This window comes from Escherichia sp. E3659, from assembly GCF_005781135.1.
Taxonomy (GTDB): Bacteria; Pseudomonadota; Gammaproteobacteria; order Enterobacterales; family Enterobacteriaceae; genus Escherichia.
The window spans coordinates 78,411-94,042 of the sequence record NZ_VATQ01000021.1 but is presented as its reverse complement, the minus strand read 5'-3'; the positions used below and the strand labels follow the sequence as shown (position 1 = coordinate 94,042).

Genomic DNA, 15,632 nt, shown 5'->3' with positions numbered 1-15,632 from the left:
GTGCATAATACGCTTTCCCGCTACAGAGTCAAGCATTTTTTTGCTTTTCTCTGCCGGAATTCTCAGGAGAATCCCGCTGACCCGGCGGCGCGTTTGCCGTTGTTCCGTGTCAGTGGTGGCGCATTATAGGGAGTTATTCTGAGCTGACAAGAGGAAATTTAAAATAATTTTCCGAATGCGCGTTTTTTATTCTTTATGCTTATTTCGACGCCGATCTGTTGGTTAATTGAGCTATTTCTCGGGCAAAATTCGCGACCTGCTCCCAATCGGTATAGACAACCTCTTTGCGCGTATCTGTTTCTCCGCCTGACATCTTCATAATCAGCTTGATCATAAAGCGGTCGTACCAACGATAGCGTGGATAACGCAGCGCCCCAGCAATAACGGCACAGCGATCGGGGCGCCATTGTGAGTTCATCAGAAACTTTCGTGCGTAGCTGTTGGTCTGCACAGTCCGCTTCTCCGGCTTGCGTGCCACCAGGTTGACGGAGTAAAAGGCGCTCGGCATTGAGTTCAGCCGGGTGGCATGCTTTTTGACAAATGCCTGGAACGCAGAATGGTAATGACCGTAGCGAATAGAAGCGCCAATCACCACGCGATCGTAGTTTTCCCACTGTGGTTCTTCAATGCGGTGCACATTAGCGACATCCGCCTGGATCCCCAGTTCTTTCAGTTCCGAAGCCAGGTAGGAGGCAATCTCGCGCGTTTGTCCGTCCCTTGTTGAGAAAAGAATTAATGTTTTCACGTATTACTCCATCATTCACGCCAGAAAGTCGGGGTAAAGAGCACCAGCAATGTAAAGACCTCAAGACGACCAAACAGCATGTTGGCAATCAGGATCCATTTAGCCACCGGGTTCATGCTGGTAAAGTTATCAGCAACCACGCCAAGCCCAGGCCCCAGGTTATTCAATGTCGCAACAACCGAGGCAAAGGCAGAAAAGTCATCCACGCCCGTGGCGATTATCGCCAGCATACTGACAATAAACACTAATGCATAGGCGGAGAAAAATCCCCAAACGGCTTCGAGGATACGTTCCGGCAGTGCACGGTTCCCCAGCTTAATGCTGTAGACGGCGTTCGGATGCACCAGTCGTTTCAGCTCACGGTTCCCCTGCTTAAACAGCAGCAGGATGCGGATCACTTTCAGGCCACCGCCCGTTGACCCGGCGCAACCGCCGATAAAAGCTGAACATAAAAGCAGTACCGGCAAAAAGAGCGGCCAGCGGGCAATGCTGTCAGTCGTAAACCCGGCGGTTGTCGCCATCGACACCACCTGGAAAAACGCCTGGTTAATTGTCATCAGCGCTGAACTGTAGACATTATGAAACCACAGCACGAGGGTACAAATAACCACCAGCGTAAACTGTACGCCGATAAACATGCGAAATTCCGGATCGCGCCAATAAACCTTCAGACTACGCCCACTTAACAGCGAAAAGTGCAGACCGTAGTTACAGCCGGAGATCAGCAGGAAGATAGCAATGATGGTGTTAATGGTCGGGCTATCGAAATAGCCAACGCTGGCATCATGAGTCGAGAAGCCGCCAATAGCGATGGTCGCAAAGCTATGACCGATGGCATCAAAGGCATCCATTCCAGCAAACCACAGCGCCAGTGCACAGGCGACGGTCAACAAGACATAAATCAACCACAGGGTTTTCGCCGTTTCCGCAATTCGCGGGCGCATTTTGTTATCTTTCAGTGGGCCGGGCATTTCCGCGCGATAGAGCTGCATCCCACCCACGCCGAGGATAGGCAGTATCGCAACCGCCAACACGATGATCCCCATCCCGCCAAACCATTGCAGCATCTGGCGATAAAAGAGGATGGCATGAGGGAGTGAATCCAGCCCCACCAGCGTAGTGGCCCCCGTGGTGGTCAGGCCGGAGAAAGATTCAAAAAACGCATCGGTAATCGTGAGGTTCGGGCTTTCCGAGAAGATAAAAGGGAGCGCACCGACGCTACCCAGCACGGTCCAGAACAGCACCACGATCAGAAACCCTTCACGGGATTTCAGTTCGCCCTTCTCTTTACGGTTCGGCCACCACAGCATAGAGCCAATGGCGAGGGCGACAAAAAAGGTCTGGGTAAAAGCGCGGCCCGCTCCATCCCGGTAGATGAGTGCTACCAGCCCGGGAATAATCATCGTCCCTGAAAATAAGATGACCAGTAGTCCAACGATTCGGGTAATGGCGCGAAAATGCATCTCTGCCGCTTCCTTAGTTCTGCAAAACGAAGTGGGGATTATTCTTCAATCGCTAACAATTGCAATGAACCACGGCTAAAATCCGCCAGCTTTGCGGAAAATTCAGCCACTTTCGCTGCCGGAAGCGCCACCCGCAGCAAAACGAATGCCTGATAATCACTGTTGATAATTTTGCCATCACACTGCCCCAGCAACGCTTCAATGCCGGTTAACTGACTATATTCACATTGCAAAGTATATTCGGTTAATGGCGTCTTGCGTTGGGTCGTTAGCTGGCGCAGCGCCTGATTCACACCGCCGCCATACGCTTTCACTAACCCACCGGTGCCAAGCAATATGCCGCCGTAGTAGCGCACCACCACAGCGGTAATTTCCCCGACGCCGCTGCCCATTAGTTGGGCGAGCATCGGTTTACCTGCCGTTCCCGCCGGCTCCCCGTCGTCAGAGAAACCCAGCTGTTGAGAATCATCCGGCGCACCCGCCACCCACGCCACGCAATGGTGGCGGGCATCGGGGTGTTCTGCCCGCACCGATTCAACAAACGCTTTCGCCGCCTCAACGCCATCGGTATGCGCCAACATCGTTATGAAGCGGCTCTTTTTGATCTCTTCAACGACCGTGACCGGTGCCGCAGGAATTAACCAGCTTTCCATCACGCCAGTTTCAGATCCCGGGTCATGTTTTCCACGTTGTTTTCGTGGATCACCACGTTGTCTTCGATACGAATGCCACCGAACGGTTTCAGTGCTTCAATTTTCTGCCAGTTGAAGTGTTTGCTGAACTGCCCTTCACGCCACGGCGCCAGCAGCGATTCGATGAAGTAGATGCCCGGTTCGATGGTTAACACCATGCCCGGCTGGAGAATACGGGTGCAGCGCAGGTACGGATATTTTGCCGGTGCCGCGAGGTGCGTACCGCTATCATCCTGCATAAAACCTGCTACGTCATGCACCTGCAGGCCCAGCGGATGGCCGATACCGTGCGGCATAAACGGTCCGGTGAGATCGTTTTCGACCATCGCTTCTTCACTCATATCGGTGATGATTTGATGTTTACGCAGCAGTTTGGCAATGCGCTGATGGAACTGGATGTGGTAATCCACATAGCTGACGCCTGCTTTCATGGTAGCGATCAGCGCCAGTTGTTCATCATTGACGTCTTTCACCAGCTGCGCGTAGTCGTTGTCGCTTTTTGCCGACCAGGTACGAGTCAGGTCAGCCGCATAACCGTTATATTCTGCCCCGGCATCCAGCAGGAAGCTGCGCATCTCTTCCGGTGCCTGATGATCCAGTTTGGTGTAATGCAACACCGAAGCGTGTTCGTTAAGCGCCACAATGTTGCTGTAAGGTACGTCGGTATCACGATGACCGGTCGCGGTCAAATAGGCAATGTTGATATCGAACTCGCTCATGCCAGAACGGAACGCTTCTTCTGCCGCGCGATGACCGTTAACCGCCATTTTCTGCGCTTCACGCATACAGGCCAGTTCATACTCGGTTTTGAAGGAGCGGTAGTAATGCAGATAGTCGATCACCCCTTTCGGGTTGATGTTGCTGGCCTCAATACCCAGTTGCAGCGCACGTTCCGGCACCGGACCGATATAACCGATATTGCCGCGCGCAGCAGGCAGCAGGCTACCAATGCCATCGGCTTTCGGCAGCGCGATCACTTCCACGTCTTCAGTCCAGAAAGAGGTCGGCAGCGGTTCGACGTTGTGCCAGTAATCAACTGGCAGATAGAACCACAGTTTCGGCTTGTTCACGCCATCCACAAGCAACCAGCAGTTTGGCACCTGAGTTACCGGCACCCACGCTTTGAATTGTGGGTTCACTTTAAACGGGTAGGGATGATCGTCGAGAAAAACGTTGAACAGCTCGCCGGAGTGAATAAGTAACGCATCCAGCTTGAAGCGCGCCAGCGCATCGCGAGTCCGTTCTTGTAAGGTAGCTATATGATTTTTATAGAGCGAGGCCAGTGATTCCATTTTTTACCCTTCTGTTTTTTTGACCTTAAGTCTCCGCATCTTAGCACATCGTTCATCCAGAGCGTGATTTCTGCCGAGCGTGATCAGATCGGCATTTCTTTAATCTTTTGTTTGCATATTTTTAACACAAAATACACACTTCGATGCATCTGGTACGACCAGATCACCTTGCGGATTCAGGAGACTGACATGCTTTACAAAGGCGACACCCTGTACCTTGACTGGCTGGAAGATGGCATTGCCGAACTGGTATTTGATGCCCCAGGTTCAGTTAATAAACTCGACACTGCGACCGTCGCCAGCCTCGGCGAGGCCATCGGCGTGCTGGAACAGCAATCAGATCTAAAAGGGCTGCTGCTGCGTTCGAACAAAGCAGCCTTTATCGTCGGTGCTGATATCACCGAATTTTTGTCCCTGTTCCTCGTTCCTGAAGAACAGTTAAGCCAGTGGCTGCATTTTGCCAATAGCGTGTTTAATCGCCTGGAAGATCTGCCGGTGCCGACCATTGCCGCCGTCAACGGCTATGCGCTGGGCGGTGGCTGCGAATGCGTTCTGGCGACCGATTATCGTCTGGCGACGCCGGATCTGCGCATCGGTCTGCCGGAAACCAAACTGGGCATCATGCCGGGATTTGGCGGTTCTGTACGTATGCCACGTATGCTGGGCGCTGACAGTGCGCTGGAAATCATTGCCGCCGGTAAAGATGTCGGCGCGGATCAGGCGCTGAAAATCGGTCTGGTGGATGGCGTAGTCAAAGCAGAAAAACTGATTGAAGGGGCGATGGCGATTTTACGCCAGGCCATTAACGGCGACCTCGACTGGAAAGCGAAACGTCAGCCGAAGCTGGAACCGCTAAAACTGAGCAAGATTGAAGCCACCATGAGCTTCACCATTGCTAAAGGGATGGTCGCGCAAACGGCGGGGAAACATTATCCGGCGCCCATCACCGCAGTAAAAACTATTGAAGCTGCGGCCCGTTTTGGTCGTGAAGAAGCCTTAAACCTGGAAAACAAAAGTTTTGTCCCGCTGGCGCATACCAACGAAGCCCGCGCACTGGTCGGCATTTTCCTTAACGATCAATATGTAAAAGGCAAAGCGAAGAAACTCACCAAAGACATTGAAACACCGAAACAGGCCGCTGTGCTGGGCGCAGGCATTATGGGCGGCGGCATCGCTTACCAGTCTGCGTGGAAAGGCGTGCCGGTTGTCATGAAAGATATTAACGACAAGTCGTTAGCCCTCGGCATGACTGAAGCCGCGAAACTGCTGAACAAGCAGCTTGAGCGCGGCAAGATCGATGGTCTGAAACTGGCTGGCGTGATCTCCACGATCCACCCAACGCTCGACTACGCCGGGTTTGACCGCGTGGATGTTGTGGTAGAAGCGGTTGTCGAAAACCCGAAAGTGAAAAAAGCCGTACTGGCAGAAACCGAGCTGAAAGTACGCCCGGATACCGTGCTGGCCTCTAACACTTCAACCATTCCTATCAGCGAACTGGCCAACGCGCTGGAACGTCCGGAAAACTTCTGCGGGATGCACTTCTTTAACCCGGTCCACCGAATGCCGTTGGTAGAAATTATTCGCGGCGAGAAAAGCTCCGACGAAACCATCGCGAAAGTCGTCGCCTGGGCGAGCAAGATGGGTAAAACGCCGATTGTGGTTAACGACTGCCCCGGCTTCTTCGTCAACCGCGTGCTGTTCCCGTATTTCGCCGGTTTCAGCCAGCTGCTGCGCGACGGCGCGGATTTCCGCAAGATCGACAAAGTGATGGAAAAACAGTTTGGCTGGCCGATGGGTCCGGCATACCTGCTGGATGTCGTGGGGATTGATACCGCGCATCATGCCCAGGCTGTCATGGCAGCAGGCTTCCCGCAGCGGATGCAGAAAGATTATCGCGATGCCATCGACGCGCTGTTTGATGCCAACCGCTTTGGTCAGAAGAACGGCCTCGGTTTCTGGCGTTATAAAGAAGACAGCAAAGGTAAGCCGAAGAAAGAAGAAGACGCCGTCGTTGACGACCTGCTGGCAGAAGTGAGCCAGCCGAAGCGCGATTTCAGCGAAGAAGAGATTATCGCCCGCATGATGATCCCGATGGTCAACGAAGTGGTGCGCTGTCTGGAAGAGGGCATTATCGCCACTCCGGCAGAAGCGGATATGGCGCTGGTCTATGGCCTGGGCTTCCCTCCGTTCCACGGCGGCGCGTTCCGCTGGCTGGACACCCTCGGTAGCGCAAAATACCTCGATATGGCACAGCAATATCAGCACCTCGGCCCGCTGTATGAAGTGCCGGAAGGTCTGCGTAATAAAGCGCGTCATAACGAACCGTACTATCCCCCGGTTGAGCCAGCCCGTCCGGTTGGCGACCTGAAAACGGCTTAAGGAGTCACAATGGAACAGGTTGTCATTGTCGATGCAATTCGCACCCCGATGGGCCGTTCGAAGGGCGGTGCTTTTCGTAATGTGCGTGCGGAAGATCTCTCCGCTCATTTAATGCGTAGCCTGCTGGCGCGTAACCCGGCGCTGGAAGCGGCGGCCCTCGACGATATTTACTGGGGCTGTGTGCAGCAGACGCTGGAGCAAGGTTTTAACATCGCCCGTAACGCGGCGCTGTTGGCTGAAGTACCGCACTCTGTCCCGGCGGTTACCGTCAATCGCTTGTGTGGTTCATCCATGCAAGCATTACATGATGCAGCACGAATGATCATGACTGGCGATGCACAGGCATGTCTGGTTGGCGGCGTGGAGCATATGGGCCATGTGCCGATGAGTCACGGCGTCGATTTTCACCCCGGCCTGAGCCGCAATGTCGCCAAAGCAGCGGGCATGATGGGCTTAACGGCAGAAATGCTGGCGCGTATGCACGGTATCAGCCGTGAAATGCAGGATGCCTTTGCCGCGCGGTCACACGCCCGCGCCTGGGCCGCCACGCAGTCGGGCGCATTTAAAAATGAAATCATCCCAACCGGTGGTCACGATGCCGACGGCGTCCTGAAGCAGTTTAATTACGACGAGGTGATTCGCCCGGAAACCACCGTGGAAGCCCTCGCCACGCTGCGTCCGGCGTTTGATCCAGTAAACGGTACGGTAACGGCGGGCACATCTTCTGCGCTTTCCGATGGTGCAGCGGCCATGCTGGTGATGAGTGAAAGCCGCGCCCATGAATTAGGTCTTAAGCCGCGCGCCCGCGTACGTTCGATGGCGGTCGTTGGTTGTGATCCGTCGATTATGGGTTACGGCCCGGTTCCGGCCTCGAAGCTGGCGCTGAAAAAAGCGGGACTTTCTGCCAGCGATATCGGCGTGTTTGAAATGAACGAAGCCTTTGCCGCGCAGATCCTGCCGTGCATTAAAGATCTCGGGTTAATGGAGCAGATTGACGAGAAGATCAACCTCAACGGTGGCGCGATCGCGCTGGGTCATCCGCTGGGCTGTTCAGGTGCTCGTATCAGTACCACGCTGCTGAATCTGATGGAGCGCAAAGACGTCCAGTTTGGTCTGGCGACAATGTGTATCGGTCTGGGTCAGGGTATTGCAACGGTGTTTGAGCGGGTTTAAACACTTGCCGGATGCGGTGTAAACGCCTTATCCGGCCTACGGTCCAGGACTATTGTAGGCACGATAAGACACGCCAGCGTCGCATCGGGCATTGTTTGCCGGATGCGGCGTAAACGCCTTATCCGGCCTACGGTTCAGGACTATTTGTAGGCACGATAAGACGCGCCAGCGTCGCATCGGGCATTGTTTGCCGGATGCGACATAGATCCAAATGCCACTGTATAAAGTTTTAGTTGCCGTTCTTCCCGCCTGTCAGGGGCGGGTTTTTTATGGCTTAGATAAACGCAAACGCATCGCCAAACAGGCGATCTTCCCGTGCATTACGCTCATTGCAGAACAGGTCACGGGCGATTTTCGCCATCTCAAAGCGGCCAGCGATATAGATATCATGCTCCGCCAGCGTACCGTGATCCTGCAATACAGCTGTTAACACGGTGCCAGTACGTCCACGCCAGCCCGCTTCTGGTTGTTCAACCACCGGCACCACACGCAAACCAGGATGCTTCAGAGAAAGCGCCTCAAGCTCGGACAGATCATAAAGATGTTGCTCTTCACGCCCGCCCCAGTAAATGGTGATATCACGATTGGGATTACGTGCCAGCGCTGTCAGCAAAATCGAGCGCGCATAAGAGAATCCCGTGCCGCCCGCAATCAGAATCATCGGACGTTCTTCATCATCACGCAGCCACGCTTCACCGTGGGGAATATCGACCACGATTTGATGATCTTTAAGGATGCGATCCATAACGGCTTTGGCGTAGAGATTGATTTCCGAAGCGCCAATGTGCAGCTCAATGAAACCTTGTTCATTCGGCGTCGAAGCCATTGAAAACGGGCGTTTGTCGCGCTCGTCCATCACCACCATCAAATACTGACCAGCACGAAAAGAAAAGGCCGCGTCTGGCACGATGCGGACACGATATACGGTATCCGTGATAGCTTCTACCGAGGTCACTTTACAGCTTAAGGTTGTCATGCGCTTTCTCTGTCGGATCGATAAATAGGGCAAAACAAACGCGCATCAGGCGCTTTTACCGTTGTTAAAAATAGCCAGTTCATCCCAGATGGCGTCAATATGCGCGACAACATCTGGATCTTTTTTGATGGGACGCCCCCATTCACGCTGGGTTTCCCCTGGCCATTTATTCGTGGCATCCAGCCCCATTTTTGAACCCAGCCCGGAGACGGGCGAGGCAAAATCCAGATAATCAATGGGCGTATTTTCTACCAACACCGTATCCCGCGCAGGGTCCATACGGGTGGTAATTGCCCAAATCACATCGTTCCAGTCGCGTGCGTTGACATCATCATCGCAGACGATCACGAACTTAGTGTACATAAACTGGCGTAAGAATGACCAGACCCCCATCATGACGCGCTTCGCATGTCCGGCGTACTGTTTTTTGATTGTCACTACCGCCAGGCGATAAGAACAGCCTTCCGGCGGCAGGTAAAAATCGACAATTTCCGGGAACTGTTTTTGCAGAATCGGCACGAACACTTCGTTCAACGCCACGCCCAGTACCGCGGGTTCATCTGGCGGACGCCCGGTATAGGTGGAATGGTAAATCGCATCTTCACGCTGGGTAATATGCGTCACGGTAAATACCGGAAAACTATCGACTTCGTTATAGTAACCGGTGTGGTCGCCATACGGCCCTTCCGGCGCCGTTTCGCCTTGTTCGATATACCCTTCCAGCACAATCTCCGCACTGGCGGGCACTTCAAGGTCATTGGAGATACACTTCACCACTTCGGTCTTGGTGCCGCGCAGCAATCCGGCAAAGGCGTATTCCGACAATGTATCCGGGACTGGCGTCACTGCACCGAGAATCGTAGCGGGATCGGCACCCAGCGCCACAGAAACCGGGAAACGTTCGCCCGGATGCGCCGCGCACCACTCCTGATAATCCAGTGCGCCGCCGCGATGCGACAACCAGCGCATAATTAGTTTGTTTTTACCAATCAGCTGCTGGCGATAAATACCCAGATTCTGCCGCTCTTTATGCGGGCCGCGCGTTACGGTCAGCCCCCAGGTAATCAGCGGAGCGGCGTCTTCCGGCCAGCAGGTCATAATGGGAATGCGGTTAAGATCGACGTCATCACCAGAGACGATTTTTTGTTGGCAAGGCGCACCACGCAATCGCTTTGTCGGCATGTTTAACACCTGCTTAAACTGCGGCAGTTTATCAAACAGGTCGCGGAAACCTTTTGGCGGCTCCGGCTCTTTCAGAAACGCCAATAATTTACCGACTTCACGCAGCGCCGAAACATCTTCCTGGCCCATGCCCATCGCCACGCGCTTTGGCGTACCAAACAGGTTGCACAGCACCGGCATCGAATAACCTTTGGGGTTTTCAAACAACAACGCAGGTCCACCGGCACGCAGAGTGCGGTCAGCAATTTCAGTGATTTCCAGATGCGGATCCACCGGGAGCGTGATACGTTTTAGCTCACCCTGCTGTTCAAGCAGCGTCAGGAAGTCGCGTAAATCGTTATATTTCATGGCGTCCATTGTAGCCTCTTAATCTTCGCCCATTATACGGCGTTCATCTTCGCGATGCTGTAAATTTGTTAAATTAGCGTGAACTCTGACGGCATAACGCAAACCGGGGAATATAATTAACTTAGCGTAAAGCTTTTGCTATCCTTGCGCCCCGATTAAACGGATAAGAGTCATTATGCAATCCTGGTATTTACTGTACTGCAAGCGCGGGCAACTTCAACGTGCCCAGGAACACCTCGAAAGACAGGCGGTGAATTGCCTGGCGCCGATGATCACCCTGGAAAAAATCGTGCGAGGCAAACGTACCGCAGTCAGTGAACCATTGTTCCCCAACTACCTGTTTGTGGAATTTGACCCGGAAGTGATTCATACCACAACCATCAGTGCTACCCGCGGAGTCAGCCACTTTGTGCGCTTTGGCGCATCGCCGGCGATAGTCCCATCTGCGGTTATTCATCAACTGTCGGTGTATAAACCGGAAGACATTGTTGATCCGGCGACACCCTATCCTGGTGATAAGGTGATTATCACCGAAGGCGCTTTCGAAGGTTTTCAGGCTATTTTCACCGAACCCGACGGCGAGGCTCGCTCTATGCTATTGCTTAATCTTATCAATAAAGAGATTAAGCACAGTGTGAAGAACACCGAGTTCCGCAAACTCTAGAACGCAATCCTAAATAACTTTTTGACATTGGCATCCGTGGTGGCAGCCAGCCATGCGGCATCTTCCCCACGCCAGTGTGCAATACGTTGCAAAATATGGGGCAGATAGGCTGGCTCATTACGCCGTGACGATGGCTTCGGCGTGAGATCGCGCGGAAGCAAATACGGTGCGTCTGTCTCAACCAGCAATTGCTCCGCCGGAATAAATGGCAACAGTTCTCGCAGCTCCAGTCCGCGTCGTTCATCGCAAACCCAACCAGTAATGCCGATATAAATTCCGCGCGCCACGCACGCCTGCATCTCTTCGCGTGTGCCGGTAAAACAGTGCAACACTGCGCCAGGCAGTTTATCCAGCCACGGCTCCAGCAATGTCATAAACCGCTCGTGGGCATCACGGCAGTGCATAAATACCGGCATATTTAACTCTGCGGCAATACGTAGCTGGGCAACAAAAGCGCGTTCCTGCTCTTCCGGCGTCGAAAAGTTGCGGTTAAAGTCGAGGCCACACTCACCAATCGCCACCACTTCTGGCTGCGAGGCCAGCGCCACAATCATTTCTTCTGTTGCGTCTTGCCACTGGCTACTGTCGTGAGGATGCACGCCCGCCGTTGACCAACAGGACGAATACTGACGCGCCAGCTTTTGCGCCTGCTGGCTTTCGCGCAGGTTAGTGCCGGTGATGAGTAACCCATTAACTCCCGCGTCAAAAGCGCGCGCTACAACATCATCACGGTCTTTCGCAAATTGCGAACTGGTCAAATTAACGCCGATATCAAACATCCTGTACTCCATATGACAACCGCCCTGACGGGCGGTTGAATTTATTCTTCAGTTTTTTCGCTTTCTGCTTCAGCGTCGTTTTCCTCTTCCCGATTTCGCCCTTTACCAACGTAAAAGCGTGAGAAGAAGACACCGATTTCAAACAGACAGTACATCGGGATCGCCAACAGCGTTTGCGAGAAGACATCCGGCGGCGTCAGCAGCATCCCGACGACGAATGCGCCAACCAGCACATACGGACGTTTTTTGCGTAAGTCTTCTGGCGAGGTAATCCCCATCCAGCACAGCAGCACAATCGCCACAGGCACTTCAAAGGAGATACCAAACGCCATAAACAGCGCCATCACGAAGCTCAAATAGCTGGCAATGTCGGTGGATACCTGCACCCCTTCAGGCGCGGTATTGGCAAGGAAACCAAACGCCAGCGGGAAGACCACGAAATAAGCGAACGCCATGCCGATATAAAACAGCAGAGAGCTGGAAACCAGCAGCGGCACCACCAGGCGACGTTCGTGCTTATAGAGTGCAGGAGCGATAAATGCCCACACCTGATAGAGAATCACCGGCGCTGACAGAATCAGCGACACCATAAAGGTCAGCTTGATTGGCGTAAAGAACGGCGAGGCCACATCGGTGGCGATCATCGTTGAACCTTGCGGCAACTGCTTGATCAATGGCGCGGATACCAGGTGATAGATGTCATTGGCGAAATAGACCAGACACAGGAATATCACGATCACCGCGATAATGCAGTTCAGCAGACGCTTACGCAGCTCAATCAGATGCGTGATAAGCGGTTGAGTATCTTCTACAGACATGTTTACGGTTTATCACTCGACGAAGGGGAAGGTGCAGCGGTTTTCGGTTCAGCGTCCGCAGCAGGTTTTACCACCGGCTCTGGCGTGGTTTCTGGCTTCTGTTCCGGCGAACTGGCCTGCGTTTGTGCAGCAGCAGGCGTTACGCCTTCATGCGCAGCCTCATTGTCCTTCACCACCGGGTTATGAATGGTGTGCGCTTCATCGCTCGCCTTTTCAGGGTCATTCGCAACGTAGGAACGCTTCATCGACTCCGCAGCCTGGCGCAGTTCATCCATTGACGCTTTCAGTTCAGGCGTCAGGTTGGTGAGACTCGCCTTTTCAACCTTTTTCAGGCTGTCCTGAAACTCCTGGAGTTTTAACTCCTGGGTCAGTTCGTTCTGCACCGTTGTCGCCAGTGAACGCAACGCGCGAATCCAGCCCGCTACCGTTTTTACCGCCACAGGCAGTCGTTGCGGCCCCAGAACGACGAGGCCGATGATGAACACCAATAGCAGTTCGCTAAAACCGATATCAAACACGGATTACACCTGCTCTTTATCGTGGCGCTTCGCGTCTTCTGTTTTAGCCTGTTCCTGATTCGTATCCGCCTGCTTATCGGCGATAGTTTTCGCAGTAAAATCAGCATCCTGACTGGTTTTATCCTGCTTTGGTTCATCATCGCTCATTGCTTTTTTAAAGCCTTTGATCGACGCACCAAGATCGGAACCGATGGAGCCGAGCTTTTTGGTGCCAAAAAGCAGTACAACGATGACGGCAATAATCAATAACTGCCAAATACTGATACCACCCATACATGTTCCTCTGTGGTAGATGATGATTAAACAAGGCCGCATTATACGTTACACGGCCCGCCTTGAGCGATGAAAAAATCAGCGTGTTTTGCACCAACCGACAAACCAGGCGATCAGACCGGCCGCCATTAACCAGCCGGGCATCAGCCCCCATTCCGGTCGGCTGACCAACAAGAATGTGCCGCTTAATACTAACGTCGCACCAATCCCCAATAAGTAACGAGATTGTCCCTGACGCACATGATTCGACTGTAACTCGCGCGCAATCTTATCAACACTATGCTGTAAATACTTGCCCTGGCGCAAACTGTCATAAACCAATTCAGGCAGTTCTGGCATTTTTTCGATCCAGAACGGCGCTTTTTCCTTAAATGCTCTCACCAGCGCGGGAATACCGACCTGATCTTTAATCCACGATTCAAGGAAAGGTTTTGCAGTTTTCCATAAATCGAGCTGCGGATAAAGCTGCCGTCCTACCCCTTCGATATAGAGCAAGGTTTTCTGAAGTAACACCAGTTGCGGCTGCACTTCCATATTGAAGCGACGCGCCGTATTAAACAGATTTAACAGCACATGTCCAAACGAAATTTCGGCCAGCGGTTTCTCAAAGATAGGTTCGCAAACGGTACGAATGGCAAATTCGAACTCTTCAACGTTGGTATCTGGCGGTACCCAGCCTGAATCGACATGCAGCTCTGCCACTTTGCGATAGTCGCGGTTAAAGAAGGCGATAAAGTTTTCCGCCAGATAACGTTTATCTTCCTTGTTTAGCGAGCCGACTATCCCGCAATCAATGCCGATATATTTCGGGTTTTCCGGGTGTTCATAGCTTACGAAGATGTTGCCTGGATGCATATCGGCATGGAAAAAGCTGTCACGGAAAACCTGGGTGAAGAACACCTGCACACCGCGTTCCGCCAGCAATTTCATGTTAGTGCCATTTTTCTCCAGCGCCGCAACATCAGAAACGGGAATGCCGTAAATGCGCTCCATCACCATCATCCCTTCGCTGCAATAGTCAGGGTAAACTTCCGGGATGTAGAGCATCGGGCTGTCTTCAAAATTGCGTCGTAACTGAATGGCGTTGGCAGATTCCCGCAGCAAATTCAGTTCATCAATCAAGGTCTTTTCGTACTCGCGCACCACTTCAGTTGGGCGCAGACGGCGGCCATCCGGCAGCAAACGCGGCACCCAACGAGCCAGACGGTAGATAAGTTTCAGATCCGCTTTAATCACCGGCAAAATGTCCGGACGGATGACTTTAATTACCACATCTTTGCCATTCGATTTCAATCGCGCGGTATGAACCTGGGCGATAGAGGCCGACGCCAGCGGCTCGATTTCAAAATCGTCAAACCACGCCTCCACCGGCAGACCGCCCATTGCAGCTTCAATCTGCTGCTTTGCCAGCTTGCCATCAAACGGAGCGACTTTGTCCTGCAATAACGCCAGCTGATCGGCAATATGCGGCGGGAAAAGGTCGCGACGGGTAGACAACATCTGCCCGAACTTGATCCATACCGGCCCCAGCTCTTGCAGCGCCAGTCGCAGTCGCTCACCTAACGGTTTTTCTTTATGCCGGTTCGGCATCCAGAAGAGCGTGTATCGCCATAGCCGCAGCGGCAGGGTGATACGCATGTTGGGGATCAGTTCATCAAGTCCGTAGCTTAGAAAGGTGCGAATGATGAAATATAGGCGCCGTACTTCACCTGGCGTCATTTAGCCTCCAGTTTTTCCAGCCGTTTGGTCAGGGCATCAACAGCACGCTCGACGGCAGCCGTCTCTTCCGCAAACCAGGCCACTTCAAGCGGACCTGGCGCCATACGCCACTCTTCGGTGATAGCTTCCGCCACGTAACGTTGCTGGCGTTTAATACCATGATGCAGGAATTTTGCACCGCCGCGCAGGGCTTTGCTGATTCCTTCAGCGGCGATATCACCGGTATAAGGGGCCAGCAGTTCCGCAGGGTCGAACTCTGCCAGATCTGCCAGCGCAACGAAATTCTGTACCACCTGAATATCGCCCTGCACTTCCAGCTCACCGCTACGAATTAGTGCGGCAAGCTGCTGGCGGTCACGAAGTTTCGGCAACACGCTGGCGTAGGCGATAACGGTGCAATCAGCATCGCCAGACCATTCGCCCAGCACATCGACCTGGCGTTCACTAAACACCAGAATTAGCGACGTCGAAAAGCCTTTTACCTCCACGCGCAATACTTTACCCAGCAGACGCGAGCGGGCTGTTTTCAGCGCGGGTGAGCGATACAGGAAAGTGTTGAGCAGACTTTCAATTCCTGCCGTCACAAAAGGTTTAAAAGGCATAGTCGTACT

15 protein-coding genes are annotated in these 15,632 nt (G+C 53.2%); 3 read left to right on the top strand and 12 right to left on the bottom strand.

Annotation, left to right across the window (positions count from 1 at the left end; genetic code table 11):
• Positions 1–199: 199 nt before the first annotated feature.
• The 4 genes from hemG to pepQ are packed head-to-tail and all read right to left on the bottom strand — an operon-like array spanning position 200 to position 4,192.
• Positions 200–745: a menaquinone-dependent protoporphyrinogen IX dehydrogenase gene (gene hemG, locus FEK47_RS15875; RefSeq protein WP_130219468.1), complete on the bottom strand. Its 546-nt coding sequence runs from the start codon at positions 743–745 to the stop codon at positions 200–202.
• 11 nt (positions 746–756) lie between these two features.
• Positions 757–2,208, bottom strand: a complete 1,452-nt coding sequence (trkH, locus tag FEK47_RS15870; RefSeq protein ID WP_000545680.1) for a Trk system potassium transporter TrkH — start codon at positions 2,206–2,208, stop codon at positions 757–759.
• A 38-nt stretch (positions 2,209–2,246) separates the two neighbouring features.
• Positions 2,247–2,861 carry an IMPACT family protein gene (locus FEK47_RS15865; protein WP_001296979.1) on the bottom strand — a complete coding sequence of 205 codons (615 nt, stop codon included), beginning with the start codon at positions 2,859–2,861 and terminating at the stop codon, positions 2,247–2,249.
• Entirely contained in the window at positions 2,861–4,192 is a 1,332-nt protein-coding gene (gene pepQ, locus FEK47_RS15860; protein ID WP_000444568.1) for a Xaa-Pro dipeptidase, read from the bottom strand. The genes FEK47_RS15865 and pepQ overlap by 1 nt, the downstream gene beginning before the upstream one ends.
• A gap of 189 nt (positions 4,193–4,381) precedes the next feature.
• Between pepQ and fadB the strand changes: the two genes are divergently transcribed.
• A complete protein-coding gene (fadB, locus tag FEK47_RS15855; RefSeq protein WP_135486951.1) occupies positions 4,382–6,571 on the top strand; it encodes a fatty acid oxidation complex subunit alpha FadB in 2,190 nt (729 codons plus the stop codon).
• 9 nt (positions 6,572–6,580) lie between these two features.
• Positions 6,581–7,744 carry an acetyl-CoA C-acyltransferase FadA gene (gene fadA / locus FEK47_RS15850; RefSeq protein ID WP_000438735.1) on the top strand — a complete coding sequence of 388 codons (1,164 nt, stop codon included), beginning with the start codon at positions 6,581–6,583 and terminating at the stop codon, positions 7,742–7,744.
• Positions 7,745–8,018: 274 nt separating this feature from the next.
• Here the strand turns inward: fadA and fre are convergent, their stop codons facing one another.
• Both fre and ubiD read right to left on the bottom strand, forming a co-directional pair.
• Complete coding sequence (gene fre, locus FEK47_RS15845) at positions 8,019–8,720, bottom strand: NAD(P)H-flavin reductase (RefSeq protein WP_130209480.1); 702 nt, start codon at positions 8,718–8,720, stop codon at positions 8,019–8,021.
• A 45-nt stretch (positions 8,721–8,765) separates the two neighbouring features.
• Complete coding sequence (gene ubiD / locus FEK47_RS15840) at positions 8,766–10,259, bottom strand: 4-hydroxy-3-polyprenylbenzoate decarboxylase (RefSeq protein WP_000339804.1); 1,494 nt, start codon at positions 10,257–10,259, stop codon at positions 8,766–8,768.
• A 166-nt stretch (positions 10,260–10,425) separates the two neighbouring features.
• Here ubiD and rfaH point away from each other — a divergent pair, with 166 nt between their 5' ends.
• Complete coding sequence (gene rfaH / locus FEK47_RS15835) at positions 10,426–10,914, top strand: transcription/translation regulatory transformer protein RfaH (protein WP_130209478.1); 489 nt, start codon at positions 10,426–10,428, stop codon at positions 10,912–10,914.
• Here rfaH and tatD read toward each other — a convergent pair.
• From tatD to ubiJ, 6 genes are all read right to left on the bottom strand, one after another.
• On the bottom strand, positions 10,911–11,693 hold the full coding sequence (gene tatD, locus FEK47_RS15830; RefSeq protein ID WP_138183267.1) for a 3'-5' ssDNA/RNA exonuclease TatD: 783 nt from the start codon (positions 11,691–11,693) through the stop codon (positions 10,911–10,913). The genes rfaH and tatD overlap by 4 nt on opposite strands.
• 41 nt (positions 11,694–11,734) lie before the next feature.
• The gene (tatC, locus tag FEK47_RS15825) at positions 11,735–12,511 is read right to left on the bottom strand and encodes a Sec-independent protein translocase subunit TatC (RefSeq protein WP_000109937.1); all 777 of its coding nucleotides are present in this window, start codon (positions 12,509–12,511) and stop codon (positions 11,735–11,737) included.
• A 2-nt stretch (positions 12,512–12,513) separates the two neighbouring features.
• Positions 12,514–13,029, bottom strand: a complete 516-nt coding sequence (gene tatB / locus FEK47_RS15820) for a Sec-independent protein translocase protein TatB (RefSeq protein WP_000459594.1) — start codon at positions 13,027–13,029, stop codon at positions 12,514–12,516.
• Positions 13,030–13,032: 3 nt separating this feature from the next.
• The gene (gene tatA, locus FEK47_RS15815; protein WP_001295260.1) at positions 13,033–13,302 is read right to left on the bottom strand and encodes a Sec-independent protein translocase subunit TatA; all 270 of its coding nucleotides are present in this window, start codon (positions 13,300–13,302) and stop codon (positions 13,033–13,035) included.
• Positions 13,303–13,380: 78 nt separating this feature from the next.
• Positions 13,381–15,021 (bottom strand): ubiquinone biosynthesis regulatory protein kinase UbiB, encoded by a 1,641-nt coding sequence (gene ubiB, locus FEK47_RS15810; protein ID WP_135486953.1) that lies wholly within the window; start codon positions 15,019–15,021, stop codon positions 13,381–13,383.
• Complete coding sequence (ubiJ, locus tag FEK47_RS15805; RefSeq protein WP_135486954.1) at positions 15,018–15,623, bottom strand: ubiquinone biosynthesis protein UbiJ; 606 nt, start codon at positions 15,621–15,623, stop codon at positions 15,018–15,020. Before ubiJ ends, ubiB begins: the two co-directional genes overlap by 4 nt.
• Between the last annotated feature and the right edge of the window lie 9 nt (positions 15,624–15,632).

What these genes read in the sequence shown, in the direction of transcription:
- trkH (WP_000545680.1), bottom strand. Translation starts at nt 2,208, where the DNA reads ATGCATTTTCGCGCCATTACCCGAATCGTTGGACTACTGGTCATCTTA.
- FEK47_RS15865 (WP_001296979.1), bottom strand. Translation starts at nt 2,861, where the DNA reads ATGGAAAGCTGGTTAATTCCTGCGGCACCGGTCACGGTCGTTGAAGAG.
- pepQ (WP_000444568.1), bottom strand. Translation starts at nt 4,192, where the DNA reads ATGGAATCACTGGCCTCGCTCTATAAAAATCATATAGCTACCTTACAA.
- fadB (WP_135486951.1), top strand. Translation starts at nt 4,382, where the DNA reads ATGCTTTACAAAGGCGACACCCTGTACCTTGACTGGCTGGAAGATGGC.
- fadA (WP_000438735.1), top strand. Translation starts at nt 6,581, where the DNA reads ATGGAACAGGTTGTCATTGTCGATGCAATTCGCACCCCGATGGGCCGT.
- fre (WP_130209480.1), bottom strand. Translation starts at nt 8,720, where the DNA reads ATGACAACCTTAAGCTGTAAAGTGACCTCGGTAGAAGCTATCACGGAT.
- ubiD (WP_000339804.1), bottom strand. Translation starts at nt 10,259, where the DNA reads ATGGACGCCATGAAATATAACGATTTACGCGACTTCCTGACGCTGCTT.
- rfaH (WP_130209478.1), top strand. Translation starts at nt 10,426, where the DNA reads ATGCAATCCTGGTATTTACTGTACTGCAAGCGCGGGCAACTTCAACGT.
- tatD (WP_138183267.1), bottom strand. Translation starts at nt 11,693, where the DNA reads ATGTTTGATATCGGCGTTAATTTGACCAGTTCGCAATTTGCGAAAGAC.
- tatC (WP_000109937.1), bottom strand. Translation starts at nt 12,511, where the DNA reads ATGTCTGTAGAAGATACTCAACCGCTTATCACGCATCTGATTGAGCTG.
- tatA (WP_001295260.1), bottom strand. Translation starts at nt 13,302, where the DNA reads ATGGGTGGTATCAGTATTTGGCAGTTATTGATTATTGCCGTCATCGTT.
- ubiB (WP_135486953.1), bottom strand. Translation starts at nt 15,021, where the DNA reads ATGACGCCAGGTGAAGTACGGCGCCTATATTTCATCATTCGCACCTTT.
- ubiJ (WP_135486954.1), bottom strand. Translation starts at nt 15,623, where the DNA reads ATGCCTTTTAAACCTTTTGTGACGGCAGGAATTGAAAGTCTGCTCAAC.